Source organism: Pseudomonas sp. R3-18-08, from assembly GCF_003852065.1.
Classification (GTDB): domain Bacteria; phylum Pseudomonadota; class Gammaproteobacteria; order Pseudomonadales; family Pseudomonadaceae; genus Aquipseudomonas.
The window spans coordinates 1,473,927-1,500,241 of record NZ_CP027729.1 but is presented as its reverse complement, the minus strand read 5'-3'; the positions used below and the strand labels follow the sequence as shown (position 1 = coordinate 1,500,241).

Genomic DNA, 26,315 nt, shown 5'->3' with positions numbered 1-26,315 from the left:
GTGCCATTATTCCTGGCAAATCCCGCGAGGCTTCTATACTCGACCTCATAGGTCATCGCCTGAGGCAATGACGCGACACTATGACGGGACACGCTATGGAATGGCTGGGACTGCACTTTTTCACCGACCTTCCAGACAACGGGCACTTATTACTCAATTGCAGTCATAACCCCTTTCTGGTGCTGCTGGCGTACTTGGTCGCCTGCGCGGCCGGCTTTGGCACGCTGGACATGGCCGAGCGCGTCGGTCATGTCGAAGACCCCACCGCCCGCCGTCGCTGGTGTTGGTTGGGCGCCGGTTGCCTGGCGGGCGGTATCTGGTCGACCCACTTCATCAGCATGCTGGCCTTTCAGGCCCCCGTCGCCATTCATTACGAATTGCTGATGACCTTCGCCTCGTTGGTGATTGCGTTGATCGCTTCGCTGTTCGCCATGCAAACCCTCAGTCATGCGCACCTGCGGTTCCATCAGTACCTGCTGGCCTCGGTGTGGATGGGGCTGGGTATCGCGCTGATGCACTACGTCGGCATGTCAGCCATGCGTTCCCAGGCCCAGGCCTACTTCGACTCCGGGCTGCTCATGGCCTCGGTCGCGATTGCCATCGGCGCAAGCCTGGCAGCGTTGTTGTTGTCGAGCTACCTGCGCGACGGTACCGGCGTGTTTCATCAATTGCTCAAATACGCCGCCAGCCTGGTGCTGGGCGCCGGCATCCTGAGCATGCATTTCACCGGCATGGCGGCCATGCAAATGCTGATACCGGACGGCGCGGATCTGTCGTTGCCCGTCGATAACAATCCGCTGCAACTGAGCCTTTCGGTGGCAACGATCACCTTGCTGGTTATCGGCAGCAGCATCAGCGCAGCGTTGGCCGACAAAAAGCTGCAGCACAAGGAACGCGATTTGCGCCGGGTCAACGCACTGCTCAGCGAGCTGGACCAGGCCCGTGCCTCGCTGCAACAGGTAGCCCATTACGACGCGCTGACCAGCTTGCTCAACCGGCGTGGCTTCAACCAGATCTTTGCGGAAAAAGTCGCGGAAAAAACCGCGACACGCGGCATGATGGCGGTGATCTTCCTCGACATCGATCATTTCAAGCGCATCAACGACAGCCTTGGACATGATGCCGGTGACCAGTTGCTCTCCGTGCTGGCCAGCCATATCAAAGGCTCGGTACGCAGCCATGCCGACGTGGTCGCGCGTTTTGGCGGGGATGAATTCTGCATTCTGATCAATATCCATCATCGCGACGAAGCGCGGCACATGGCCCAGCGCATCATGCAAAAAATGAAGGAACCCATCGAGCTGGCAGGCCGGCGCATGGTCATGACTACCAGCATCGGTATCAGCCTGTTTCCCGACGATGGCCAAACCTGTGAAGAACTGCTGAAAACCGCCGACCTGGCGCTTTACCAGTCCAAGGATGCTGGCCGCAATAGCCTGCACTTCTTCAGCTCCAACCTGAAAACCCGCGCTTTCCTTGAGCTGCAACTTGAAGAGCAACTGCGCGCGGCCCTGCGCGGGCGCAATGAGTTGGTGCTGTTTTATCAGCCGATCTTCGACATGAAGCTCGGCAAGGTCACGCGCCTGGAGGCCCTGGTGCGCTGGCAGCACCCACAACATGGGTTGCTGGCGCCGGACCGGTTTATCGGGATTGCCGAGAATAACGGTTTGATTGCCGAACTGGACCACTGGGTATTGCGCCAGGCTTGTCATGACTTGAGCCTGCTGTCTGATCGCGGCTATAGCGAATTGACCATGGCCGTGAATTGCTCGGCCCTGAACCTGGCCCGTGATGAACTGGCGGATGAAATCGAAGCGGCCCTGCGCTTTGCCGGCATTGCCGCCAATCGCTTGGAGCTGGAAGTCACCGAAAACGCATTGATGGGCAATATCAGCAGCACCCTGGCCCTGCTGCGGCAAATCCGCGCCTTGGGCGTATCCCTGGCGATCGATGACTTCGGCACCGGCTATTCATCCCTGGCCTACCTCAAGCGCCTGCCGCTCAACACCTTGAAGATCGACCGGTCGTTTATCCAGGACATACCCAGGTCCACCGCCGACAGCGAAATTGTCCAGGCCATCATTGCCATGGCTCATACGCTGCACTTAGAGGTGGTGACCGAAGGGGTGGAGACCCAGGCGCAATTCGAGCTGTTGCAGCAGCATGGCTGTGATTTCATTCAGGGTTATTTGCTGAGCCCGGCGGTGGCCTTCAGCGACATCATTGGCGTCATGCAAGGCATGCAGATACGCAACCCGCTCCACACATTCAGCGCAGACGGTAATAAAGACGCCCCGCCGCCAAAGGAAACTGCCCCGGCGTGCATCAGCCCGCCTTCAGTCGTCAGGCCCATCCGCTGACGTGGCAGGCTGCCAGTAGTCAGCGCCAATACCTTGAAACAATTTCCCAGCCTTTACGCCAGCGCTCCAACTGTTCCCGTGACGTTAACGTCACCGTCACCTGTGACCTTTCTCTACGGCAACGTGCCATCACGGGGGAAGCGGTTACTCCGCTACACACTTACGCAGGCGCGAGCCGTGCACCCATTTGGCTCACTGGTTTCTTACGCTGCCCTTTCCTGGATCAAAATCCACGGCGAGACCACCACCGCCCACAGGCCGGGGTCACGCGTGACCAAGTCCACCGCCCGCGTCGCAGACACTTCGCCAAGACTCCCCGCAGCCAGCCAGGCAGCGACTTTCTCGCGATTGTCTTCGGCCATCGCTTCGGCCGCTTCGATCAAATCCAGGCCGGCGTCGACCCACAATAGGGCACCCTTGGCAAAGAACGGTTCGAGCTCCTTCCAGGAAATTTCGGCGGTTTCACCGAGCAGCTTGGCATAGAGGGTGCTAGGTTCTTGCGTCATGGGAGTTCACCTGAGTAAAAAATCGGCGCAATCATAACGTCGTGTCTCAGTTGGAAAAACCCAGTAGCAAATAAGCTGGCGATTGAAAGTGTCGGAAAAGCCAAGGAATGCTCGAAAGGCTGGCATTACTCCGCCGCAATTCTGTCTTTTTCTTTCATTTAAGCGACACAACCCGGTTTTGCCCCCAGCAGCCAGCTTTCCAAGCGATCAGCCGGCGCTCTACACTGTACCGGTACAGTTGCCAGGGCATCGCCGGGGGATATCCGAGATATCTGATCCGGTTCTGCAGCTCACAAGGCCGCTAGAACTATAAAAAATACAACAGTAAGAGTGGAGCACTATGAATAAGGCTACTAAGCAGATTTCCAAACTGTTTGCCGCTATGGTCCTGGCTGGGGTTGCCGGCCATTCGTTCGCAGCCGACACCATCAAGATCGGCATTGCCGGCCCCAAGACCGGGCCTGTAACGCAATACGGCGACATGCAATTCATGGGTGCCAAGCAGGCCATCGCCGACATCAACGCCAAGGGCGGCGTCGACGGCAAAATGCTTGAAGCCAAGGAATACGACGACGCGTGCGATCCGAAACAAGCCGTTGCCGTCGCCAACAAAGTGGTCAATGACGGCGTCAAGTTCGTGGTCGGTCACCTTTGCTCCAGCTCCACTCAGCCAGCCTCCGATATCTATGAAGACGAAGGCGTCATCATGATTACCCCGGCTGCCACCAGCCCCGAGATCACCGCCCGTGGCTACAAGCTGATCTTCCGCACCATCGGCCTGGACAGCGCCCAGGGCCCGGCGGCCGGCAACTACATCGCCGACCACGTCAAGCCGAAGATCGTTGCCGTACTGCACGACAAGCAGCAATACGGTGAAGGCATCGCCACCGCCGTCAAGCAGACCCTCGAGAAGAAAGGCACCAAGGTTGCCGTCTTCGAAGGCCTGAACGCCGGTGATAAAGACTTTTCCTCGATCATCCAGAAACTCAAGCAAGCCAACGTCGACTTCGTCTACTACGGCGGCTACCACCCTGAGCTGGGCCTGATCCTGCGCCAAGCCAAGGAAAAAGGCCTGAACGCCAAATTCATGGGCCCAGAGGGCGTCGGCAACGACTCCATCTCGCAAATCGCCCAGGGCGCTTCCGAAGGCCTGCTGGTGACCCTGCCTAAATCCTTCGACACCGACCCGGCCAACAAAGCCATCGTTGAAGAGTTCGCCAAGAACAAGCAGGACCCAACCGGTCCGTTCGTGTTCCCAGCCTACTCGGCCATCGAAGTAATCGCCGGCGGTATCAAAGCCGCGAAGAGCGAAGACACCGCCAAGGTGGCCGAGGCCATCCACGCGGGTACCTTCAAGACCCCGACCGGCGAACTCAGCTTCGACGCCAAGGGCGACCTGAAGGACTTCAAGTTCGTGGTCTACGAATGGCACTTCGGCAAACCAAAAACCGAAGTATCCCCTCAGTAAGCCAGGCATTACTGGTCAACAAGCCCACTGTGAAAGCAGTGGGTTTTGTTTTACGAGGTTTATGGGCCATGTCACCCGCGATCCGGGCGCTGGCTCACCTGAAAATCTTAAAACCGTCACCAGCGGTTCGCTGGCAAACGCTTTGTGCAAATGTGCTCGCAGAACACAGCGCAGGGCCGGAACATGACTCCACCAGTGAAATGCGTATCGGGTTTTTAGGAGCGCTGTAATGCCTGAGATCTATCATTTTTTCCAACAGCTGGTTAATGGCCTGACCATTGGCAGCACCTATGCCTTGATAGCCATTGGCTACACAATGGTTTACGGCATCATTGGAATGATTAACTTCGCCCATGGCGAGGTGTACATGATTGGTTCCTACGTGGCCTTCATCGCCCTTGCCGGGCTGGCCATGATGGGTATCCACTCCCTGCCGCTGTTGATGACCGCTGCGTTCCTGGCATCGATCGTCGTGACCAGTGCCTATGGCTACAGTATCGAGCGTGTTGCCTACCGCCCCTTGCGCGGCAGCAACCGGTTGATCCCGCTGATTTCCGCCATCGGCATGTCGATTTTCCTGCAGAACACCGTATTGCTGTCCCAGGATTCCAAGGACAAGTCCATTCCCAACCTGATCCCAGGGAGCTTCTCCTTCGGCCCCGGTGGTGCACAAGAAGTGCTGATTTCCTACATGCAGATCCTGGTCTTTGTCGTGACCCTGGTGGCGATGCTCGGCCTCACGCTGTTCATTTCCCGCTCTCGTCTGGGGCGCGCCTGCCGGGCCTGCGCCGAAGACATCAAGATGGCCAACCTGTTGGGCATCAACACCAATAACATCATCGCCCTGACCTTCGTGATCGGCGCCGCGCTGGCGGCGGTCGCGGCCGTGTTGCTGAGCATGCAGTACGGCGTGATCAACCCCAACGCCGGTTTCCTGGTGGGCCTCAAGGCCTTCACCGCAGCGGTGCTGGGCGGTATCGGCAGTATTCCGGGCGCCATGCTCGGTGGGCTGGTGCTGGGCGTGGCCGAAGCCTTTGGCGCCGATATCTTCGGTGACCAGTACAAGGACGTCGTGGCGTTCGGCTTGTTGGTCCTGGTGTTGTTGTTCCGTCCGACCGGCATCCTGGGCCGTCCGGAGGTTGAGAAAGTATGAGCAGATATCTTAAATCGGCGTTTTTCAGCGCCTTGCTGGTGTGGGCCGTGGCCTTCCCGGTACTCGGCCTCAAGCTGAGCATTGTCGGCATCAACCTGGAAGTGCATGGCACCGGCCCCGTGACCCTGACCATCATCGCCCTGTGCTCGGTGCTGATGTTCCTGCGCGTGCTGTTCACCCAGCAGGTCGGCGCCCTGTTCAAGGGCAACCGTGCGCCGTTGGTGTCGCCCAAGGTCAGCCAATTCCTGACCCTGCCGCGCACCCAGCGCTACATCATCATCGGCCTGATCGTGGCCGCGTTGATCTGGCCGTTCTTCGGCTCGCGCGGTGCAGTCGACATCGCCACCCTGATCCTGATCTACGTGTTGCTGGGCCTGGGCCTGAACATCGTGGTGGGCCTGGCCGGCCTGCTCGACCTGGGTTATGTGGGCTTCTATGCGGTGGGTGCCTACACCTACGCGCTGCTGTCGCACTACCTGGGTTGGAGCTTCTGGGTCTGCCTGCCCCTCGCCGGTCTGATGGCGGCCACGTTCGGCTTCCTGCTGGGCTTCCCGGTGTTGCGTTTGCGCGGTGACTACCTGGCGATCGTGACCCTGGGCTTCGGTGAAATCATCCGTCTGTTCCTGCGTAACCTCACCGATATCACCGGCGGCCCCAACGGCATCAGCAGCATCCCCAAGCCGACGTTCTTCGGGCTGTCGTTCGACCGCACCGCCGCAGAGGGCATGCAGACTTTCCACGAGTACTTCGGAATTGCCTACAACCCGGTGAGCAAAGTGGTGTTCCTGTACCTGGTGGCGCTGTTGCTGGCACTGGCGGCACTGTTCGTGATCAACCGCCTGCTGCGCATGCCGATTGGCCGCGCGTGGGAAGCGCTGCGCGAAGATGAAATCGCCTGCCGTGCACTGGGCATGAACCCGACAGTCATCAAACTTTCGGCCTTCACCCTTGGGGCAACATTCGCTGGTTTCGCCGGCAGCTTCTTCGCCGCACGCCAAGGCCTGGTGACCCCGGAGTCGTTCACGTTCATCGAGTCGGCGATCATCCTCGCCATCGTGGTACTGGGTGGCATGGGCTCGCAACTGGGTGTGATTCTGGCCGCGATCGTGATGATCCTGCTGCCGGAAATGATGCGAGAGTTCAGCGAGTACCGCATGTTGATGTTCGGCGCCATGATGGTGCTGATGATGATATGGCGCCCTCAAGGCCTGCTGCCCATGCAACGTCCACACATGGAGCTGCGCAAATGAGCCGCGAGATCCTGAAAGTCGAAAATCTGAGCATGCGCTTTGGCGGCTTGCTCGCGGTCAACGGCGTCGCCCTGACCGTCAAAGAGAAGCAGGTCGTCGCGCTGATCGGCCCCAATGGCGCCGGCAAGACCACGGTGTTCAACTGCCTCACCGGTTTCTACAAGCCGAGCGGCGGCAGTATCCTGCTGGACGGCCAGCCGATCCAGGGCCTGGCCGGTCACGAGATCGCCCGCAAGGGCGTGGTGCGCACGTTCCAGAACGTGCGCTTGTTCAAGGACATGACAGCGGTCGAGAATTTGTTGATCGCCCAGCACCGTCACCTGAACACCAACTTCTTCGCAGGCCTGTTCAAGACCCCGGCGTTCCGCAAGAGCGAGCGCGAAGCCATGGAATACGCGGAGTATTGGCTGGACAAGGTCAATCTCACCGAGTTCGCCAACCGCCCGGCCGGCACCCTGGCCTATGGTCAGCAACGCCGCCTGGAAATCGCCCGCTGCATGATGACCCGTCCGCGGATCCTGATGCTCGACGAGCCGGCGGCGGGCCTGAACCCCAAGGAAACCGAAGACCTCAAGGCGCTGATAGGCGTGTTGCGTGAGGAAAACAATGCCACCGTGCTGTTGATCGAACACGACATGAAACTGGTCATGAGCATTTCCGACCATATCGTGGTGATCAACCAGGGCACGCCGCTCGCCGACGGGACGCCGGAGCAGATCCGCGACAATCCCGAAGTGATCAAAGCCTATCTGGGGGAAGCGTAAAATGCTGCAATTCGAAAACGTTTCCACTTTCTACGGCAAGATCCAGGCCCTGCACAGCGTCAACGTGGAAGTGCGCCAGGGCGAAATCGTGACCCTGATCGGCGCCAACGGTGCCGGCAAGTCGACGTTGCTGATGACCCTGTGCGGTTCGCCCCAGGCCTACAGCGGCAGCATCCGCTACATGGGTGAAGAGCTGGTGGGCAAGCACTCCGCCGAGATCATGCGCAAGAGCATTGCGGTGGTACCGGAAGGCCGTCGCGTGTTTTCGCGCCTGACCGTGGAAGAGAACCTGGCCATGGGCGGGTTCTTCACCGACAAGGGCGATTACCAGGAACAGATGGACAAGGTGCTGCACCTGTTCCCTCGGCTCAAGGAGCGCTTCAGCCAGCGCGGCGGCACCATGTCCGGCGGCGAGCAGCAAATGCTCGCCATCGGGCGGGCGTTGATGAGCAAGCCCAAGCTGTTGCTGCTGGACGAGCCGTCCCTGGGCTTGGCACCGATCATCATCCAGCAGATCTTCGACATCATCGAGCAACTGCGCAAGGACGGGGTAACGGTGTTTTTGGTGGAACAGAACGCCAACCAGGCCCTGAAAATCGCCGACCGGGCCTACGTGCTGGAAAACGGCCGGGTGGTGATGCAGGGCACCGGCGAGCAATTGCTGACCGATCCTAAGGTGCGTGAAGCCTACCTGGGCGGTTAAAACGGTTGCTGGATGAACCGGCTTTAGAATGTGGGAGGGGCAACCCCTCCCACATTTGCTTTGCGTGATATTTAAATTTTTTCCGGCTGGCTTGTAACGAAGTTCGTCCCCCTCTCTCTAGTGGTGCAAGCAGGCAATCAAGCCTGCCAACTCGACCACTGCTGGAGATACTCCATGACCACCAAACTGTCCGCTGCCGCCCTCCTCCTGGCCCTCGGTTCGACCCTGAGCCTGTCCGCCCTGACCACCACCGCCCATGCTGCCGACGACATGCAGAAATGCTTCGGCATCGCCGAGGCCGGCAAGAACGACTGCGCCGCCGGCGCTGGCACCTCGTGCGCCGGTACGTCCAAAACCAAGGACCAGGCCAACGCCTGGAAACTGGTCCCAGCCGGTACCTGCCTGAAAACCCCAAGCACGACCTCGCCGACCGGTTTCGGCCAGGAAGCTGCTTTCACCGCAAAGTCCTGAAGCCCAGCGCGACCTGAGTACTGATGATGACCCTTTCATCCCTGCAAGCCGTCTCCCAGGCTCAGGCATCCGGCCTGCCGCGTCGGGCCGGATTGGGACTGAAGACCGAGCACTTCACTGAAGTGCTCGGCTCTGCACCAGACATTGGTTTCTTTGAAGTGCATGCCGAAAACTACATGGTCGCCGGCGGCCCTTTTCACCATTACCTGGGGTTGATCCGCGAACGCTACCCGCTGTCGTTACACGGCGTGGGTCTCTCCATCGGTGGCGAAGGTCCGCTCAACCCTGAGCACCTGGCACGGTTGGCCGGGCTGATCGAACGCTATCAACCCCACTCATTTTCCGAACACCTGGCCTGGTCCAGCCACGGCCCGGTATTTCTCAATGACCTGCTGCCCCTGGCCTACGATGCGCAAACCCTGGCGCGTGTCTGCGCGCACGTAGATCAGGTGCAAAGCACGCTCAAGCGGCCGATGCTGCTGGAAAACCCATCCACTTATGTGCAGTTCCAACGCTCCACCCTGGACGAAGCGGACTTCATCAACGAAGTCATTCGGCGCACCGGCTGCGGCTTGCTGCTGGACGTGAATAACGTTTACGTGTCGTGCATCAATCATCAGCGCGATACGCTGGCCTACATCGATGCCTTACCTTTGCACGCAGTCGGCGAGATCCATCTGGCCGGGTTTGCCGAAGACACCGACAGCCTGGGCGACAGGCTGCTTATCGATGATCACGGTGCGCCGGTCGATGACGCGGTGTGGCAGCTATACGCGCAACTGCTCAAACGCACGGGGCCGGTCGCTACGCTGATTGAACGGGATAACCAGGTGCCGAGCTTCAGCACGCTGCACGCCGAGGCCAGGCACGCCGAATGGTATCTGTCGCAGGTGATGTCATGAGCTTTCAGGACGCGTTCACCAACGCCCTGCTCGCGGCGCACGGTTCCTGCCCGGAGGGGGTGTTCAGCAGTAACGGCGCCGATCCCGCCAGCCGCTTTGCGGTGTATCGCAATAACGTCCACAGTTCGTTGATCAATGCCCTGGCCGCCAGTTATCCCGTGACGCTGCAGCTGGCGGGCGATGAGTTTTTCCGTGCCATGGCTGGCGTTTTCGTCCAGGCCAACCCGCCCACCAGCCCGCTCATCAACGCGTACGGCAGCACATTGGCCGACTTTATCCAGGCATTCGCACCAGCCGCCAGCGTGCCCTACCTGGCGGATGTCGCGCGGCTGGAGCGCCTGCGGGTGCGTGCTTATCACGCGCCCGATATTCCGGCGCTGTGCCAACACGCTGTTCTCCAGCATCTGCAAGGTCAAGCAGGCGTAGCGCGGTTGAGCCTGACGCTGCATCCATCGCTCGCCACCTTGAGCTCTCCTTACCCGATCGTGACGGTATGGGCCGCGCACCAGGCGGACGGCGACCTCGCTGGCGTGGCCGGATGGCCTGCCGAGAACGCGTTGGTGTTGCGCCACGGGCTGGCGGTCAAGGTCTTCGCCATCGACAGCGGCTCGGTGGCCTTTATCAACTGCCTGAACCAGGGCGCGGGGCTGGAGATGGCGGTGGAGCATGCCTTGCAGGCCTCCTCCGAATTCGATCTGCATCGGTGCCTGACGCTGTTGATCAGCCACGACGCCATTACTCATTTACACCTGGAACCCAAGGTATCGCCATGAACAATTCCGCCGCCAGCCTGCTGAAACAGGCCATCGCACTTTTTGAAAAAATTCCCTACAGCCTGATCGCCTTTATCGCGCGCTTCTCTATCGCGGCGGTGTTCTGGAAATCCGGACAAACCAAAGTCGAAGGGTTTGCCATTGATCTGATCAGCGGCACCTTCCAACTCGGCGCCCCCAAACTGGCCGCCTCGACCTTGCCGTTATTTCGCAGCGAATACCACGTGCCGCTGTTGTCACCCGAAGTCGCCGCGCACCTGGCAGCGTTTGCCGAGCACTTTTTCCCGGTGCTGATCCTGCTGGGATTCGCCACGCGATTCTCCGCCCTTGCCTTGATCGGCATGACCCTGACCATTCAGTTGTTTGTCTATCCGGACGCCTACCCGACCCATGGCACCTGGATCGCGCTGTTACTGCTGCTGGTGGCCAAGGGCCCGGGCCGGCTGTCCATCGACCACTGGATCGCCCGTCACTCCCGCTGAAGACGGTCCAGGGCCGCGCCGCTGCGCTTGAACCAGTCCACCAGATAGTCGGCCAGTACCTGGGTGCGCCGCGGCAGGCCACCTTGATAGGGGTGTACCAGGTACATCGGCTGGCTGCGCGTTTGATAATCGCGCAGCAGCCAGCGCAATCGACCCTCCGCCAATTCCGTCGGTAACAGGTAGGACGGCAGGCGCGCGATACCGGCGCCCACCAATGCGGCTTTCTTCAAGAGGTTGTAGTGGTTGGACGCGAAAGTGCCACTGACCCGCACACGCAACAGCTCATGCTGCTGGTGATACAGCCACTCCTCGCGGCCGCTGTAGTGACTGTTGAGCAAACAGGTATGGCCCGCCAGCTCCGCCGGGTGCAGCGGTTCACCGTGCTGTTCCAGGTAGGCCGGACTGGCGCAGGTCATCTCGTGCCAGGCCAGCAGCGGCTTGATCACCAGACGCTCATTCTCGATGGCCCCCGAGCGTACGCCCAGATCGAAGCCGTCTCGCGCCAGATCCCGATAGCTATTGTTGAGCTCCAGCTCGATCTGCACTTGCGGGTAGTGCTTGGAAAATTCCAGCAACAAGCCATCGAAGAAGGTTTCTCCCAATGACACCGGAACCGTCATACGCACCGGCCCGGCCAAATCATCTTTGAGTCGCGCCAAGGCCTGACGCGCACGCTCCACCTGTACCACCAGCGCCTGTGCCTGGGGCAGCAAGGCCGCGCCTGCGGCGGTCAGGCTCAGCTTGCGCGTGGTGCGATGCAACAGCACCACGGCGTACTGCGCTTCGAGCTGGCTGATTCGCTTGGACAACTGGCCCTTGCTGCACCCCAGTTGCTCCGACGCCACGGTGAAACTGCCGGCTTCGATCAACACCGCGAAGGCCGCCAAGTCATCCATTTCGCTCATGGATTGTTTCCAGTAGAAAACCAAAGGTTGCCTATTAGCAGGTTTATCTGCTGAAAAAGCCACCCTAGACTCAACCTTCACCCAGCCCCTGAAGGAGCAGCACGATGAAAATTCTTTTGATTGGCGCCAACGGCACGATCGGTTCAGCGGTCAAGGCAGAGCTGGCGCAGCGTCACGAGGTGATCGCCATCGGCCGCCACAGCGGCGACTTCCACGTCGACATCAGCGACAGCGCCTCGATTCGCAAGCTCTTCGAGCAGACCGGCAAGTTCGACGCGCTGGTGTGCGCGGCAGGCAGCGTGAACTTCGTGGCGCTGGACGACATGAGCGAAGCAGACTTCGAACTGGGCCTGCGGGACAAGCTGATGGGCCAGGTCAACCTGCTGCTGATCGGCCGGGAGTTCGCCAATGACGGCGCGTCGTTTACCTTTACCAGCGGCATTTTGAACCGTGATCCGATTCGCACCGGCGCCTCTGCTGCGCTGGTCAACGGCGCGCTGGATGCCTTCGTCAAAGCAGCGGCAATCGAACTGCCACGCGGCTTGCGCATTAATGCCGTGAGCCCGACGGTGCTGGTGGAAGCCATGGGCAGCTATGCGCCGTACTTCCGTGGGTTCAAACCGGTTGCCGGCGCTGAAGTGGCCTTGGCCTACGCAAAAAGTGTCGAGGGCTTACAGACCGGTCAGACCTTTATCGTGGGCTGAGTTTCAGGTCTGTAAGAATCGCCTGAAGCTGGGCCACGGGCTTGTGATGCGGCGCGAGCCTGCGTAACGTGGCGGCACTTGTCTGGAGACCGAAAATGCGTGCCGCCTCGACCCTAACGTTGCTAGCCCTGTTCCCCTTCTTCGCCGCTTGCCAGATGTTCGACAGCGAGCCCGCCAAGCTGTCTACCGCCGGGCTGACCCGCATGCAGGGTGAATTGACGGCGGTGGACGGCAAGCTGTTATTCCAGCCCTGCAGCGACCAGCGCAACTACGTGATCAACGACACCGGTGGCACCAGCATCCTGCAGGACGCCGCCTCGCTGGCCGGTCAGCAGGGCGCGTTGTTTGCAGATTTGCGTGGCAAGTTTTCCGGCGTTGCCAGCGGCACCCAGGGTTCGGTGGACCTGCAACAGCTGTATCGCGTCGAGCGCTCGACCTCAGCCTGTGGCGACCCGGACTTCAAGCGCATGATCCTGCGGGCAAACGGCCATAAGCCGGCCTGGGCGATGAGCGTCACGGCCAAGGGCATGGTGCTGGAGCGCGAAGGCCAACCGCCCCTGGCAGTGCCTTATGTCGAAGAGCAACTGGGTGACGGGCGCTTCAACCTGATGACCGACGCCAATAACCAGCACATCGAATTGTGGGTCGCCCCGCAGCGATGCGTCGACAGCGTGAGCGGCAGCCTGCAGCACATGAGCGCCGAATTGCGTGTCAACGGCCAGGTCCAGCGCGGTTGTGCAGCCTTTGGTGGCTCGCGGGACGACTGATTGCGCCCTGCATTGTTTTTTAACCTGACGGGAACACGCCATTGGGGCTTATAATCGCCGGTTTGCAAAACAGCCGGCCTTCTTGCCCGCCGCCTACCGGATCCTGTCATGTTACGAATCACCGAACTCAAGCTGCCCATCGACCATCCCGAAGAAGACCTGCGGCCCGCCATCGTGCAGCGCCTGGGCATCGCCAGTGATGACCTGCTCGATTTCACCCTGTTCAAGCGCAGCTACGATGCCCGCAAGAAGTCCTCGGAGCTGTGCTTCATCTACACCGTCGACTTGAATGTAAAGGGCGAAGCCGCCCTGCTGCTCAAGTTCGCCGATGATCGCAACGTCAATCCGGCGCCGGATGTCAGTTACCACGTAGTGGGGCAGGCACCGGAAGGCTTGGTCGAACGGCCGGTGGTGGTCGGTTTCGGCCCATGCGGCATCTTCGCCGGGCTGCTGCTGGCACAGATGGGCTTCAAGCCGATCATCCTTGAGCGTGGCAAGGAAGTACGCCAGCGCACCAAGGACACCTGGGGCCTGTGGCGCAAAAGCGTACTCAACCCCGAGTCCAACGTGCAGTTCGGCGAAGGCGGCGCCGGGACCTTCTCCGACGGCAAGCTGTACAGCCAGATCAAGGACCCGAAATTCCACGGTCGCAAGGTGCTGCATGAGTTCGTCAAGGCCGGCGCCCCGGAAGAGATTCTCTACGTCAGCAAGCCGCATATCGGCACATTCCGTCTGACCGGCGTGGTGGAAAACATGCGCCAGCAGATCATCGCCCTGGGCGGTGAGGTGCGCTTCGAACAACGGGTTACCGACGTCCTGATCGAAGAGGGCCAGTTGAAGGGCGTGGTCATCGACGGCGGCGAGCAGATCCTCTCCAGGCACGTGATCCTCGCCCTGGGCCACAGCGCCCGCGACACCTTCCGCATGCTTCACAGCCGTGGCGTGTACATGGAGGCCAAGCCGTTCTCGGTGGGCTTCCGTATCGAGCACCCACAGTCGCTGATCGACGCCGCGCGCCTGGGCAAATACGCCGGGCACCCGAAACTCGGCGCCGCTGATTACAAGTTGGTGCACCACGCCAAGAACGGTCGCTCGGTCTACAGCTTCTGCATGTGCCCTGGCGGCACCGTGGTGGCCGCGACGTCGGAGCCCAATCGCGTCGTGACCAACGGCATGAGCCAGTATTCGCGCAATGAGCGCAACGCCAACTCAGGCATCGTGGTCGGCATCACGCCTGAGGTGGACTACCCAGGCGGCCCGCTCGCCGGTATCGAACTGCAGGAGCGCCTGGAGTCCCATGCCTACGTGCTCGGCGGCAGTAATTACGAGGCCCCGGCCCAGTTGGTCGGCGATTTCATCGCAGGCCGGCCGTCCACGGCCATCGGCAGCGTAGAACCGTCCTACAAGCCTGGGGTAGCTCTGGGTGACCTGGCCCTGGCCCTGCCGGACTTCGCCATCGAAGCCATCCGCGAAGCCTTGCCGGCGTTCGAAAAGCAGATCAAAGGCTACTCGCTGCACGATGCGGTCTTGACCGGTATCGAGACGCGCACCTCATCGCCATTGCGGATTACCCGTAATGAGTCGATGCAGAGCCTCAACGTGAAAGGCTTGTTCCCGGCCGGTGAAGGCGCGGGTTATGCCGGCGGGATCCTGTCGGCAGGCGTTGACGGGATCCGGATTGCCGAAGCGTTGGCGCGGGATATGCTGGGCATCGAGGCCTGAAAACGCCTCGGTACAATGTGGGAGGGGGCTTGCCCCCGATGGCGGCCTGACAGCCGACCAGAATGTTGGATCAGAGCGAGTACATATCCGTTGCTGCGGTCACGGCGGCTTAGGGTTCCGCCCTTACGGCCAGCCCTTTCAAGGTCTTTTGATTTTAGCGGCTTTGAGCACCCGATCCGTCGACACATGGGCATTCGCGGCTTTGCCTTCCAGCCATTCCTTGGGTTTAGGCACCTTCGGCCCCCGTTTGCTCTTGACGACCGCTTTGGGCTGGATATTTCGAGCAAGGGCAAGCAGGTATTGAGCCAGCCCCGCTGCGGGGATAGGGATGGATAAATATTCTGGCAAGGCTATTTGCATCCCCTCGTAACCGCTGCGTACCTGCACCGTCAGGTGAAAAATCGATGCTTCCCAGTCGTCGGGCAGAGTTTGGCGATGAGCTTGTTCGACGCTGCGTTTGAGCACGGCCAGAACGTTGTAAGCCAACACGGCCGATGCAAATCCCAACAGGGCTGCCTTAGGATTGCCCAAGGTTTCGATTTCACTGTCCAACACCGCTTCCAGGCGCTGGAACATCCCTTCGATGCTCCAGCGACGGCGGTACAAATCGGCGATTTGCTCAGCACTGATAGAGTCGGGCAAGTTGCTCCAGAACAGCAGCGTAGCGTCGCCGGATTCGGTGGGGTTTTGCAGGTTCAGTTCGACTCGCCGCCACTGTCGTCCACCTTTTACTTCGATGATTTGCTCGCGCACGCTGCCTGCCGCGACCGCAACAGGCAGCTGCCAGTCGCTTTCCTTAAGCAGGCGTGGATGTTTGCTCTGTTCGCGAATGATGAACGAGGCCCCGGTATCTTCGCAGGCCTGCATGACCGGGAGCGTGCAGTAGAGTCGATCAGCCATCCACAGTTGCCCCGCGCTGGCCTTTTCCAGCAACGGCAGCACGCTGACGCGTTCGCTGGCATAGGCATCTTCACAAGGCTGAAGATCAACGACCTGGTCCAGATCGGGGTCGTAAACCACAACGGAAAAACCAGGCCGGGCGGCGCCTCGTTCACGGCGCAAAGCGCCCAGACGCTTTTCGCTGGAAGGCAGGTGGTTACCGTCAACGACCCGTAGTTGCCAACCAGGCAAAATGGCTGTGTGCCCCAGTTCTTTTATCGTCGGTGCCAAACGCTCTGCGCTACCGGTGACCAGGGCGCGCAGTAGCGCAGGCTCTGTACGACTGACCTTGTCATACAGCGCCGCCAAGCTGACAGGAAGATCTTCCATCTGTCGCGCGGCGGCATGCAGCGAAGGTCGCAAACCCAATGAAACAAGGGACATCAGTTCAACGATGGTTGAAAACAAAAGCTCTCGTGGGTACTGCCGCTGACGGTGCTCTTCGAACACCTGGTCGACCCATTCAGCAGGAACAGCCTGCTCCAATATCACTCTGGTCATGACACTGGCCGGTGCTTTTTTCTCAAACCGCGCTAGAACCTCTGCCCACATCGCTTTCGTCACCCTGATCGGAGTTTTGCGGGATTTTATCAAAGACCTTGAAAGGGCTGGCCCTTACGGCGGCTCACTTTTGAAAAGCGCAAAAGTAAGCAAAACGCTCTTGCCCCACCACTCGGCACCTCGCTTAGGCTCGGTGTGCCCGTAATCCGACAGTGATTTGGGGGGCCGCCGCCACGCGCCATCCATGGCGCGGGGCGGCTAAACCGGCATCCTTGCCGGTTTACCCCCCAAATCACTATCGAATTCCGGCCAGCGTGGTTTAACGGGGCGCCTAAGATCAAGAGCAAGATCAAGAGCGGCTCGCTTCGCATCGTGGTTACCGTAGGCTGCTACAAAGCTGTATAGATACCTATGTCCCGATAGCAGTGGTTCAGTCTGAATTTTTTGACTGAAACACCGCAATCGATGGCAAGCCCCCTCCCACATTGAGTTTGCGGCGTGTCAAATATTGGCACGCAGGATGCTGGCCGGCAGTGGCTCACCCTGCTCGACACTCGCCGCAACGGCCGCAATCAACCCTTGTAACGCATACCCCTGCGCCGCCAGCCACGCCTGATCATAGTAAGTCGTGGCATAGCGCTCGCCGCCATCACACAAGATCGCCACGATCGACCCCGACTCCCCCGCCGCTTTCATCTGCTGCGCAGCTACCAGGGCACCGATCAGGTTGGTCCCGCTGGAACCGCCCACACGCCGCCCCAACCGCTCGGCCAGGTAATGCATGGCCGCCAGAGACAGCGCATCCGGCACCTTGACCATCGCATCGATCACAGCGGGCAAAAACGAGGCTTCGACCCGTGGCCGGCCAATCCCTTCGATCCGTGAGCCGCAGTCCAGACGCAGGCTGGCGTCGCCGCTCAGGTAATAATCGAAAAACACCGAACGTTCGGCATCGGCACATAGCACTCGCGTGCAATGCTGGCGATAACGCACATAGCGCCCCAGGGTCGCGGTAGTGCCGCCAGTTCCGGGGCTGGAAATCAACCAGCTCGGCTCCGGGTGCTGCTCGAAACGCAACTGCTGGAAGATCGACTCAGCGATGTTGTTGTTTGCACGCCAGTCGGTGGCGCGCTCGGCGTAGGTGAACTGGTCCATGAAGTGGCCGCCGCTTTCCTGGGCCAGGCGTTCGGATTCGGCGTAGATCTGCGTGGGATCCTGCACCAGATGGCTCTTGCCGCCATAAAAGGCGATTTGGGCGATCTTCTCCTGGGAAGTAGTGGCGGGCATCACGGCGATAAACGGCAGGCCGAGCAGGCGCGCAAAATAGGCTTCGGAGATCGCCGTCGAACCGCTGGAGGCCTCGATCACGGGGGCGTCCGGCTTCAGCCAGCCATTGCACAACGCGTACAGGAATAACGAGCGCGCCAGCCGATGTTTCAGGCTGCCGGTCGGGTGGCTGGATTCATCCTTGAAATACAACTCGATACCCGGCAACCCCGGCAATGGCAAAGGGATCAGATGGGTGTCTGCGCTGCGCTGGAAATCCGCTTCAATGATACGAATGGCTTCGCGGGCCCAGGGACGGTGATCGCTCATGAGGAGGTTTCTCTAAGAATTTCAGCCCCGATATTAGGGGGTTTCCTACACTGCACACAGATACAGTGAGGACTCAATTGGACACACAATTGCTAGGCTTTGAAACAGCGCCCGCTCTGACCAACGCTTATAACAAATAAGAATATAACTTTTGTTTTAACAACTAACGGTACGGGGTAGGGTACCCACCTATTGAACCTGGATTGGAGAGCATCCCTTGCCTCTGCGAAGCACTTTCACCCGTTTTTTCCAGCTGGAAGCCGCCAGCGGCCTGTTATTGATTGCCGCTGCCGCGTTGGCGCTGATTATCAACAACTCACCTTTGTCGCACCTGTATGGCGCCTTTCTCGACACCCCGGTGGTAGCACAGGTTGGCGCGCTGCAAATCGCTAAGCCCGCCTTGCTGTGGATCAACGACGGCCTGATGGCCCTGTTCTTCCTGCTGATCGGCCTCGAAGTCAAACGCGAGCTGCTCGATGGGCACCTGTCGAAACCGTCGCAGGTGGTCCTTCCCGGCGCGGCGGCGATCGGCGGCATGGTCGTCCCCGCGCTCATCTACTGGGCGCTGAACAAGGATAACCCTGCAGCACTCGCCGGCTGGGCGATCCCGATGGCCACGGATATCGCCTTTGCGCTCGGCGTCCTGGCGCTGCTGGGCAAGCGCGTGCCGGTGTCGCTGAAACTGTTCCTGATGACCCTGGCAATCATTGACGATCTGGGTGCCATTATCGTCATTGCGCTGTTCTATTCCGCTGACCTGTCCGGCGCATCCCTGGCTGGTGCTGCGGCCTGCCTGGTCGCCCTGATCGCGATGAACCGCCTGGGGGTGGTCAAGCTCGGGCCGTACATGATCATCGGCCTGATCCTGTGGGTGTGCGTGCTCAAGAGCGGCGTCCACGCCACCCTCGCCGGGGTGACTCTGGCGTTCTGCATTCCATTGCGCACCAGGAATGCCGAAACCTCGCCCCTGCTGACCCTGGAGCATGCGCTGCACCCGTGGGTGGCCTACGCCATCCTGCCGCTGTTCGCATTTGCCAACGCCGGGGTGTCCCTCACCGGCGTCAGCCTCGAGAGTTTCACCCACCCTGTGCCCATGGGCATCGCCGCCGGCCTGTTGATCGGCAAGACCGTCGGTGTGTTCGGCCTTACCTGGCTGGCCATCAAGACCGGCATCGCCTCACTGCCCAGCGGTGCGAACTGGGGCCAGGTGCTGGGCGTGGCGATCCTGTGCGGCATCGGCTTTACCATGAGCCTGTTTGTCGGCTCACTGGCATTTGTACCGGGGGTCAGCGAGTTCGCCGGCGAAGATCGCATGGGGATTCTGACCGGGTCGATAATTGCGGCGTGTATTGGTTATGCGGTGACGGCGATGGCGAGTCGCAAGAAAGCCGTTATTTCATAGTTGAGGTGACATCCAAACACCAAAAAGCCGCCTCGACCTGAATCGAGGCGGCTCCACTTCTCAGACCTTACAGGTCATCAAAGCTGTCCCGCAGGAATACCCATACGTGATAAACACGCAGGGCATTCACTACGAGGTTCCACGTACGTCGTGCAAACTTAGACATACTCGGCCCTCCTAGAGTTGGGCCTACCTCCAGCGCACTTACCGGAACATGTGAGCCTTCGAATGCTGTCATTGCGTTCCATGAGGCGGCAGGGTTGACGGGCCCTCCGCATCAATCCGGCACGGATTACTAGCCCGTGGCGGCTGGTCCAGAAAACTTGTTTTTGCTAACCCCGTCGACTCACAAAGTGACGAACGTAGAACGGCCTCGATACTAGCTGAGCGGCCCTTCGAAGGTGTGACCAAGCACAGAATGACTCGTGATATTTATTGCCATTTTTTTCTGACAAAAAAAGTATCAGAAGCGATAGTTCCTCTTAGAGCTGCATCTTGCGTGAAGCATCAACCGACAGTAGTATTCCGACATGTCATTGCGTTCTGTGAGCATGCAAGCCAAGCTTCATAATGGCCTTGCGATAAAAAACCGCCCTACTAAGGCGGTTTTTTATTGCCTGCAACTTATGCGTTTTTAAAAAGATCAGGCCCACAGGCAAAAAACCCCAACCAGTCACCCGGTTGGGGTTTTTCTTTGCCTGTTGCCTACGCTTTTAGCGAGTAACGCGGCTGGTGCCGTCGACCGTCATGATGCGCACACGGTCGCCAATGCGGAAAATTTCATTTTCCTGCACGGCTTGTACGTAGGAACGCATGCTGCCGTCGTCTTCACGAACGGTGATTTCCACGCCCTGGGTACGGGTCAGACCTTCTTCGGTGGCCGAGCCCAGCAGGCCACCGGCTACCGCGCCGATCACAGCAGTGACGATGCTGCCACGGCCGCCGCCGATGGCGCTGCCGCCAACGCCGCCGATGACTGCACCCGCAGCACCGCCGATTGGGGTCTTGGTGCCTTCGATTTTGACCGGACGCAGGGATTCGATGGTACCCATGCGGACGGTCTGTACACGACGCGCCTCGTCACGGGAGTACGAGTCGCCGGTCAGACTCGAGGCGCAGCCACCCAACAGCAATGACAGGGTGGTAAAGCAGGCAACTAGTAAAACGGACTTACGCATAGCATCAACTCCAAAGGACAGGTATTCATTAAACGCTGCAACCTGGCGCCTGTCACGGCGAGCCAGGCAGAAAAGTGCTTTCATTCAGCCTGAGTACAGGCTGTCGGCACCACACAGCTCGACGAACGGTAGCTTAACCAAAACATGCCATAGCGTGGTTAGTCAGTGTAGTCATACAGCCGAAAACGCCGAAGTCTCCTGCATAAAGACTTCGGCGCAAAGGGCATGATTCAAATTAGATGACGAAAGGGGACGCTCAGGGCGCCAGACGCTCGCGCGTCCATTGGCCCGCTTGCAGCCGATAGTTGAGACGGTCATGCAGGCGGCTGGCGCGGCCTTGCCAGAACTCGATGCGCTCGGGTAACAAACGATAGCCCCCCCAATGCTCGGGGCAGTCGGGCTGGGTGTCGCTGAAACGCTGTTCGGTCGCCTTGAGCAGCGCCTGCAGTTCTTCGCGATCACCAATGACCTTGCTCTGCGGCGATGCCCACGCCCCCAGGCGGCTGCCCAGAGGTCGTACCTGATAATACGCATCCGATTCTTCAGGCGTGACCTTGACCACGCGACCTTCAATGCGCACCTGGCGCTCGAGGGTCGGCCAGAAAAAGGTCATTGCCGCGAATGGCCGCGCCGCCAGTTGTTCACCTTTGGCGCTCTGATAGTTGCTAAAGAAGGTAAAGCCCTGCGCATCCAGGCCCTTGAGCAACAGGATGCGACAGTGCGGCCGCCCCTCCTGGTCGACCGTGGCCAGGGTCATGGCATTGGCCTCCACCGGTGCCTGCTCGGTTTTCACCGCATCGGCGAACCATTGGTGGAACAAGGCAAACGGCTCGTCCGGGGCCTGGGCCTCGCTCAAACCGTCCCGTGTGTAGTCACGGCGCATATCGGCCAGTGCCTGGGTCATGCGGCGTTATCCTTCTGGTTCAACGGATCAGTTTTTCGCCTGGTCGTTACTCGCCGGTGCAGCAGCCTTGGCCTTGGCCGGAGCCGGTTTCTTTGCAGCCGGTTTGGCCGGGGCTTTTTTTGCGGCTTTAGCAGCTGGCTTGGCGGCGGCCTTCTTGGCTGGCGCTTTCTTCGCAGGGGCTTTTACCACCGGGGCCGGTGCGGGAACATCCTGCACGGCAACCATTTCCGCCACAGGCGGGGTCTTGCCCGAGTTGTACTTGTTCAGCAGCGCCAACATAGTTGTACGCTGAGTGAACATGATTTCCATGCGACGATTCAGCGCACGGCCCTGGGAACTGTCGTTGGCGGCACGCGGCATCAGGTCGCCCATGCCACGCAGCATCAGGCGATCCTGCTTCAAACCGCTGAGGCTGAAAATCGAGGCAATCGACTGCGCACGTTCCTTGCTCAGCGCCTGGCTGGCCGGCGCGCTACCGGTAGCATCGACGTGGCCCAGCACCAGTACGGCGGTCTTTGGATCCGCTTCGACGGCCTTGGCGACGCGAGTGAACGGGCCCAGGGTCACCGGCAGCAGCATCGCTGGACGTTTCGGATTGTAGGAGCCGTCCACCGGGGCAATCACTACCAGCACGTTGTCACGACGTTCCAATTGCAGGTTGCTGTCCTTGATGGCGGCACGCAGGCGCGGCTCGTAATCGTCCAACCAGGCCTGGGTGATTTTTGGATCAGGCATCGGCACGTTGGTCACATCGACCTTGGCCAGCGGCTTTGGCTTGGTATCGAACGGCCACCACCAGTGGGCTTCGGTATCGGTCTTGGCCACGACCGGAGCACCGTCCGGAGCCGGGGTTGCGGCCTTGAGGTCAGCTTTCAGGTCGGCCTTGGCCTCGGCGGCCTTTTCGTCGGCGCTCTTGGTGGAGAAGGGCCACCAGCTGGAGCCTGTGTCAGCCTTGGCTGCCGGAGCAGGCGCTGCGGCAGCGGCAACAGGCGCGGCATCCTTGGCGCCGGCAGCGGGCTTGGCGTCCGGCTTGGCGTCGGTTTGGGTCACTGCGTCCTTGGTAGCAGCCTTATCGGACCCAAATGACCACCAGTGCCCACCTTCGGCATCATTCTGTGGTGTTTGTGCACAGCCGGTAATAGTGAGGCACAGCGCCAGTGCCAAGGACTTGTTCGATAACATGAGATATCCACAAAATGAGAAAAAACCAGGGGGGCCAGGTGCCCCGTTAAACCGACGCTTAAAGAACATTGAAGTTACATCATTGCGTTCAGCGTCTTCTTATACGTGTCTTTGTAACAAAAAATTGTGAAACAGCAAGGGGTTTATAGACAACCGGCCAATATTCCGACCAACTTCTGCGCACGTGGGTCCATAAGTACATAGGGCCCCAGGGTATTAGTCACGAAACCGAACGCTACATCGTGCTCTGGGTCGGCAAACCCTACCGAGCCCCCTGCCCCGGGATGCCCAAAGGCGCGCGGGCCAAGGCCGAATGTCGCATTCGGCAACTGCGGTTGATCCAACATGCAACCCAGGCCGAAACGGGTTTGGGTCAATAAGGTTTTATCCGGGCCAATACTGTGTTCACGGGTCAATTGTTCGAGCATGTCGCTTTCCAGCAAACTACCGTCCAATAAACCGCTATAAAACCCGGCCAGGCTCCGTGCATTCCCGTGACCATTTGCCGCCGGTTGCTGCATACGCCGCCACTCGGGTTTATTAGTGCTGGTCAGAATAGACGGCGGGTTGGCAAATGCACGGGTAGTCATGGCCGTGGGTTCACGCATCATTACTTGAAGTAACCGTTGTGCCGCTGCATCGCCCATATTGCCTTTGCTGCGCGCTATATGGGCGACACGATAGAATTCTTCGTCCGCCAGGCCGACGTGAAAATCCAGCCCCAATGGCCGCGCCACCCGCGCCACGATGGACTCCCCAGGCCCGCGCCCATCGGCACGGCGCAGCAGTTCGCCGACCAGCCAGCCATAAGTGATCGCCTCGTAGCCATGGCCCTGGCCGGGTGTCCACCACGGCGCTTCGGCCGCCAGGGTATCGACCATCAGTTGCCAGTCGTACAGGGCTTCGGCGGGCAGCATCTCGCGGATCGCCGGCAACCCGGCCTGGTGGCAGAGCAACTGGCGCAGGGTGATGGATTCCTTGCCCGCCGCCGCGAATTCCGGCCAGTACTCGGCCACGGGCGCGTCCAGCTTCAGCTTGCCTTCGGCCACCAGTTGCAGCGCAGCGACCGCAGTGAAGGTCTTGGTGCAAGAGAACAGGTTGACGATCGTATCGCTGTGCCAGGCTTCGGCGCCGTCCTTGTCGGCTGTGCCGGCCCACAGGTCGACGACCGTCTCGCCGCCGACCTGGATGCAAAGCCCGGCACCGCGCTCCTGAGGGTCATCGAACAATGCGGCGAACGCTTCACGTACCGCTTCGAACTGGAGCTCGTAATGACCCTGAATCTGCACCTGAGCGACCTCGAAAAACATCATGAAAAGTGGCCGACATTGTTCCAGCCATTAGGGGTTTTGTGAACCCATCAACGACGAATCAATGCCCATTGGCGGAGTGCCCGCCGGCGTGCCCGGCGCCCTGGCCTGCGTCTTTGCCGGCCTGGCCTGCCCTGCCACCTTCGCTCTCGCGTGCCGCGCCGACCGCCTTGGCCTTTTCGGCCGTCTTACCCAACTGGTCGACCGCCGCGAGATTGCTTTTGCGCACGCTGTCGACAAAGCCCTGAAAGGGCACGTCGGTAATGCCAACGAGGCCGAAGTGGCCGTTTTCACCGTCCAGCAAACGCCCGGTCACCGGCTGGTCCAGGTACTGGAACCAGTGCACGCCGACAATCGACGGCTCCGCCATGGCTTGCTTGAGGAAGGCCGCGTACGCCGCGCCACGCTCTTCTTCGGCGGCCAACTGGGTGACGCCGCCCCAGAACGGGCCACGGTCGGTCGAGCCAAAATTGAATTCGGTGATCAGTACCGGCTTGTCGAGTGCGCGCAAGGCGGCGAAGTCATAACCGTCCTGGGGCTTGAGGGTGTACATGTTGAAGCTCAGCACATCGCAGTACTGGGCACAGGCTGCCACGGCTTCGGGGGTGCTCACCGCATAACGCCCACCCAGCAGTAACTGGTTGGGCGCGTGCCATTTCAGCGAATCGGAGATGGTCTTGAAGTAGGCGTCGGCGAAGGTCTTCTGGAAATACTTGAAGTCAGCCTCGATTTCGGGGTGTTCCGGGTCAGGCATCGGCGGCTCGAAGCCAGGGTCTTCCATCAGTTCCCAGCCGGCCAGGTGGATGCCCCAGGCTTTCGACAGGCCTTCTTCATTGCGGTATTTGTCGCGCAGTTGCTTGAGGAAGGCACGCTTGGCCGGTACGTCGGTGGTCATGCGCAGGGTGCCGTAGGCCAGGGCGTAACGGGATTTTGCATCGTCGCCAGGGCCGGCCCAGGCCAGTTCGTTGTCGGCAAAAAAGCCGATCAGCCAAGGGTCGTCGCGATGATCGCGAGCGGCAATCGCCACGGCGCGTTCAGTGGCCATGGCGAAACGTGGGTCGAACGGGTCGGGCATGCCGCCCCACCAGTCGGTGCCGGTGCTGATGCTGGCGTAGTCACCCACAATCGACAGCGGCAAGGTGTAGGGCACGCGGTCGGCCGTGGCCAGGTCCGGATCGCTCCAGTTGCCCACGGTGTTGAAGCCCCAGGCTTGCAGGCGATCAAGGGTGTGGTTCACCCAGCGCTGCTGGTCGAAACCGTCGGTGCCGGCTTCAGTGCCATAGGTACGCTGCAGGTTGGCGCCATAAAAATCATACCAACGCCCTGCGCCAAAACCGCGCCCCTGGCCCGCGCCGTTGCCGGTGCGGTTATCGCCGCTGCCGTAATACTTGTCGAAGGGCTCGCCGGCCTTGGGCAACGCGGCAAACATCCACTCACGCCCGGCCACGTAGGTCTGGCTGTTGTCCGGGGCCACGGTGTTGACACCCAGCGAGTAGAACGGATGGCCTTGCGGTGTGACCAGATACCAGCGACCGTCGCGCTTTTCGGTGCGGAAGAAACCGCTGGCGTCGAACGCCGGGCCCTTGTTCCAGCCGCCGTATTGATCCAGGGACGACTTGTCACGCTCGGCAAGCCACACCTTCAGTTGTTGTTGCTCCTTGGCCGCCGCAGCCTTGAGCTGCTCGTCGTTGCTGACTTTTTCCGGCCAGCGCGCGCGGGTGGACTGGCCGTAAGCGTCCACCAGTTCGCTGTAGGCAGCTTTCATCACCGGCTCGCTGTCCTGCACGCCAAAGCGCTCCAGCAGGATGCTTTGGGCGGCATTCGGCTTGCTCATCGACAGCGTCACCGACACCACCTGGCTGCGGTCGATTTCCCCGGCGCTGGCAGCCAGCAAAACACGTTGGCCGTCCACGGTCATCGGCATCGGCGGGCCGGCCTTCATGCCCTGGCTCAGCGGCGAGTGGGCTTGCAGCGGCACCAGCAAGGTCTGGGCCGGGCCGGCCGGCAAGTCGATGCGGCTGACCAGGGTCTTGCCGTCGGCACTTTGTACTTTTACGTAGAGGGTCAGCGCCCAGTTCATGGCGCTCTGGATACGCAGGCTCATGGCGCCCGATTGCGACCAGTCCCACACGCCGGTTTGCGGGCTGAGCACCAGGCTCGGTTCGGCGGCCGGGTTGAAGGTGATGCGGCGCAGCACCTCGCCTTCGGGGGTTTGTTCGGCGTTGTATTGCGGCAGGCTGGCGTCCTGGGTCGCCACCTTGACCACATCGGCGGGCCGGACGAAGTTGAACAGGGTTTGTTGCCCGGCCGGCGCGGCCAACAGCGGCGCGGCGAACAGCAGGGCAAAAAGAGCAGGCAGCGTGCGAATCATAC

The 26,315-nt window shown here is 60.3% G+C and carries 23 protein-coding genes; 14 read left to right on the top strand and 9 right to left on the bottom strand.

The window, feature by feature from the left end; all coding sequences use genetic code 11:
• Positions 1 to 95: 95 nt before the first annotated feature.
• On the top strand, positions 96 to 2,360 hold the full coding sequence (locus C4J92_RS06800; protein ID WP_124405775.1) for a bifunctional diguanylate cyclase/phosphodiesterase: 2,265 nt from the start codon (positions 96 to 98) through the stop codon (positions 2,358 to 2,360).
• Positions 2,361 to 2,563: 203 nt separating this feature from the next.
• On the opposite strand, the gene C4J92_RS06795 is transcribed toward C4J92_RS06800, so the two are convergent.
• Entirely contained in the window at positions 2,564 to 2,866 is a 303-nt protein-coding gene (locus tag C4J92_RS06795; RefSeq protein ID WP_124403336.1) for a DUF2288 domain-containing protein, read from the bottom strand.
• A gap of 340 nt (positions 2,867 to 3,206) precedes the next feature.
• On the opposite strand from C4J92_RS06795, the gene C4J92_RS06785 reads away from it, so the two are divergent.
• From C4J92_RS06785 to C4J92_RS06745, 9 genes are all read left to right on the top strand, one after another.
• The gene (locus C4J92_RS06785) at positions 3,207 to 4,334 is read left to right on the top strand and encodes a branched-chain amino acid ABC transporter substrate-binding protein (protein ID WP_027604422.1); all 1,128 of its coding nucleotides are present in this window, start codon (positions 3,207 to 3,209) and stop codon (positions 4,332 to 4,334) included.
• 229 nt (positions 4,335 to 4,563) lie between these two features.
• Positions 4,564 to 5,487, top strand: coding sequence for a high-affinity branched-chain amino acid ABC transporter permease LivH (gene livH / locus C4J92_RS06780; RefSeq protein WP_003231100.1), 924 nt, complete (start codon positions 4,564 to 4,566; stop codon positions 5,485 to 5,487).
• Complete coding sequence (locus tag C4J92_RS06775) at positions 5,484 to 6,737, top strand: high-affinity branched-chain amino acid ABC transporter permease LivM (RefSeq protein WP_124361657.1); 1,254 nt, start codon at positions 5,484 to 5,486, stop codon at positions 6,735 to 6,737. The genes livH and C4J92_RS06775 overlap by 4 nt, the downstream gene beginning before the upstream one ends.
• On the top strand, positions 6,734 to 7,501 hold the full coding sequence (gene livG, locus C4J92_RS06770) for a high-affinity branched-chain amino acid ABC transporter ATP-binding protein LivG (RefSeq protein ID WP_012722652.1): 768 nt from the start codon (positions 6,734 to 6,736) through the stop codon (positions 7,499 to 7,501). The genes C4J92_RS06775 and livG overlap by 4 nt, the downstream gene beginning before the upstream one ends.
• A gap of 1 nt (position 7,502) precedes the next feature.
• Positions 7,503 to 8,204 carry an ABC transporter ATP-binding protein gene (locus tag C4J92_RS06765; RefSeq protein WP_003193540.1) on the top strand — a complete coding sequence of 234 codons (702 nt, stop codon included), beginning with the start codon at positions 7,503 to 7,505 and terminating at the stop codon, positions 8,202 to 8,204.
• 174 nt (positions 8,205 to 8,378) lie between these two features.
• Positions 8,379 to 8,675: a DUF2282 domain-containing protein gene (locus C4J92_RS06760; RefSeq protein WP_124361656.1), complete on the top strand. Its 297-nt coding sequence runs from the start codon at positions 8,379 to 8,381 to the stop codon at positions 8,673 to 8,675.
• Positions 8,676 to 8,698: 23 nt separating this feature from the next.
• On the top strand, positions 8,699 to 9,577 hold the full coding sequence (locus C4J92_RS06755; protein WP_124403335.1) for a DUF692 domain-containing protein: 879 nt from the start codon (positions 8,699 to 8,701) through the stop codon (positions 9,575 to 9,577).
• Positions 9,574 to 10,350: a DUF2063 domain-containing protein gene (locus tag C4J92_RS06750; RefSeq protein ID WP_124403334.1), complete on the top strand. Its 777-nt coding sequence runs from the start codon at positions 9,574 to 9,576 to the stop codon at positions 10,348 to 10,350. Before C4J92_RS06755 ends, C4J92_RS06750 begins: the two co-directional genes overlap by 4 nt.
• Positions 10,347 to 10,832: a DoxX family protein gene (locus C4J92_RS06745; protein ID WP_124361653.1), complete on the top strand. Its 486-nt coding sequence runs from the start codon at positions 10,347 to 10,349 to the stop codon at positions 10,830 to 10,832. Before C4J92_RS06750 ends, C4J92_RS06745 begins: the two co-directional genes overlap by 4 nt.
• On the opposite strand, the gene C4J92_RS06740 is transcribed toward C4J92_RS06745, so the two are convergent.
• Complete coding sequence (locus C4J92_RS06740) at positions 10,820 to 11,737, bottom strand: LysR family transcriptional regulator (RefSeq protein ID WP_124361652.1); 918 nt, start codon at positions 11,735 to 11,737, stop codon at positions 10,820 to 10,822. The genes C4J92_RS06745 and C4J92_RS06740 overlap by 13 nt on opposite strands.
• Positions 11,738 to 11,841: 104 nt before the next feature.
• Between C4J92_RS06740 and C4J92_RS06735 the strand changes: the two genes are divergently transcribed.
• The 3 genes from C4J92_RS06735 (at position 11,842) to C4J92_RS06725 (ending at position 14,930) form a co-directional block, all read left to right on the top strand.
• Positions 11,842 to 12,441, top strand: coding sequence for a short chain dehydrogenase (locus C4J92_RS06735; protein WP_124403333.1), 600 nt, complete (start codon positions 11,842 to 11,844; stop codon positions 12,439 to 12,441).
• A 95-nt stretch (positions 12,442 to 12,536) separates the two neighbouring features.
• On the top strand, positions 12,537 to 13,208 hold the full coding sequence (locus tag C4J92_RS06730) for a COG3650 family protein (RefSeq protein ID WP_124403332.1): 672 nt from the start codon (positions 12,537 to 12,539) through the stop codon (positions 13,206 to 13,208).
• A gap of 108 nt (positions 13,209 to 13,316) precedes the next feature.
• A complete protein-coding gene (locus C4J92_RS06725) occupies positions 13,317 to 14,930 on the top strand; it encodes an NAD(P)/FAD-dependent oxidoreductase (protein WP_124403331.1) in 1,614 nt (537 codons plus the stop codon).
• Positions 14,931 to 15,068: 138 nt separating this feature from the next.
• On the opposite strand, the gene C4J92_RS06720 is transcribed toward C4J92_RS06725, so the two are convergent.
• Both C4J92_RS06720 and C4J92_RS06715 read right to left on the bottom strand, forming a co-directional pair.
• A complete protein-coding gene (locus tag C4J92_RS06720) occupies positions 15,069 to 16,370 on the bottom strand; it encodes an IS4 family transposase (RefSeq protein ID WP_124404373.1) in 1,302 nt (433 codons plus the stop codon).
• 501 nt (positions 16,371 to 16,871) lie between these two features.
• Entirely contained in the window at positions 16,872 to 17,966 is a 1,095-nt protein-coding gene (locus C4J92_RS06715; protein WP_124403330.1) for a PLP-dependent cysteine synthase family protein, read from the bottom strand.
• 217 nt (positions 17,967 to 18,183) lie between these two features.
• Here C4J92_RS06715 and nhaA point away from each other — a divergent pair, with 217 nt between their 5' ends.
• Complete coding sequence (gene nhaA / locus C4J92_RS06710) at positions 18,184 to 19,368, top strand: Na+/H+ antiporter NhaA (RefSeq protein ID WP_124403329.1); 1,185 nt, start codon at positions 18,184 to 18,186, stop codon at positions 19,366 to 19,368.
• A 713-nt stretch (positions 19,369 to 20,081) separates the two neighbouring features.
• On the opposite strand, the gene C4J92_RS06705 is transcribed toward nhaA, so the two are convergent.
• The 5 genes from C4J92_RS06705 to C4J92_RS06685 all read right to left on the bottom strand — a co-directional run bounded on the left by C4J92_RS06705 (position 20,082) and on the right by C4J92_RS06685 (position 26,313).
• Positions 20,082 to 20,546 carry a glycine zipper 2TM domain-containing protein gene (locus C4J92_RS06705; RefSeq protein ID WP_065886131.1) on the bottom strand — a complete coding sequence of 155 codons (465 nt, stop codon included), beginning with the start codon at positions 20,544 to 20,546 and terminating at the stop codon, positions 20,082 to 20,084.
• 256 nt (positions 20,547 to 20,802) lie between these two features.
• Positions 20,803 to 21,450, bottom strand: a complete 648-nt coding sequence (pdxH, locus tag C4J92_RS06700; protein WP_124403328.1) for a pyridoxamine 5'-phosphate oxidase — start codon at positions 21,448 to 21,450, stop codon at positions 20,803 to 20,805.
• Between the two features lie 27 nt (positions 21,451 to 21,477).
• Positions 21,478 to 22,632, bottom strand: a complete 1,155-nt coding sequence (locus C4J92_RS06695) for an OmpA family protein (RefSeq protein WP_124403327.1) — start codon at positions 22,630 to 22,632, stop codon at positions 21,478 to 21,480.
• A gap of 143 nt (positions 22,633 to 22,775) precedes the next feature.
• Positions 22,776 to 23,921 (bottom strand): serine hydrolase domain-containing protein, encoded by a 1,146-nt coding sequence (locus tag C4J92_RS06690; RefSeq protein ID WP_124368943.1) that lies wholly within the window; start codon positions 23,919 to 23,921, stop codon positions 22,776 to 22,778.
• Positions 23,922 to 24,003: 82 nt separating this feature from the next.
• Positions 24,004 to 26,313 carry a beta-galactosidase gene (locus tag C4J92_RS06685; RefSeq protein WP_124403326.1) on the bottom strand — a complete coding sequence of 770 codons (2,310 nt, stop codon included), beginning with the start codon at positions 26,311 to 26,313 and terminating at the stop codon, positions 24,004 to 24,006.
• Positions 26,314 to 26,315 lie beyond the last annotated feature (2 nt).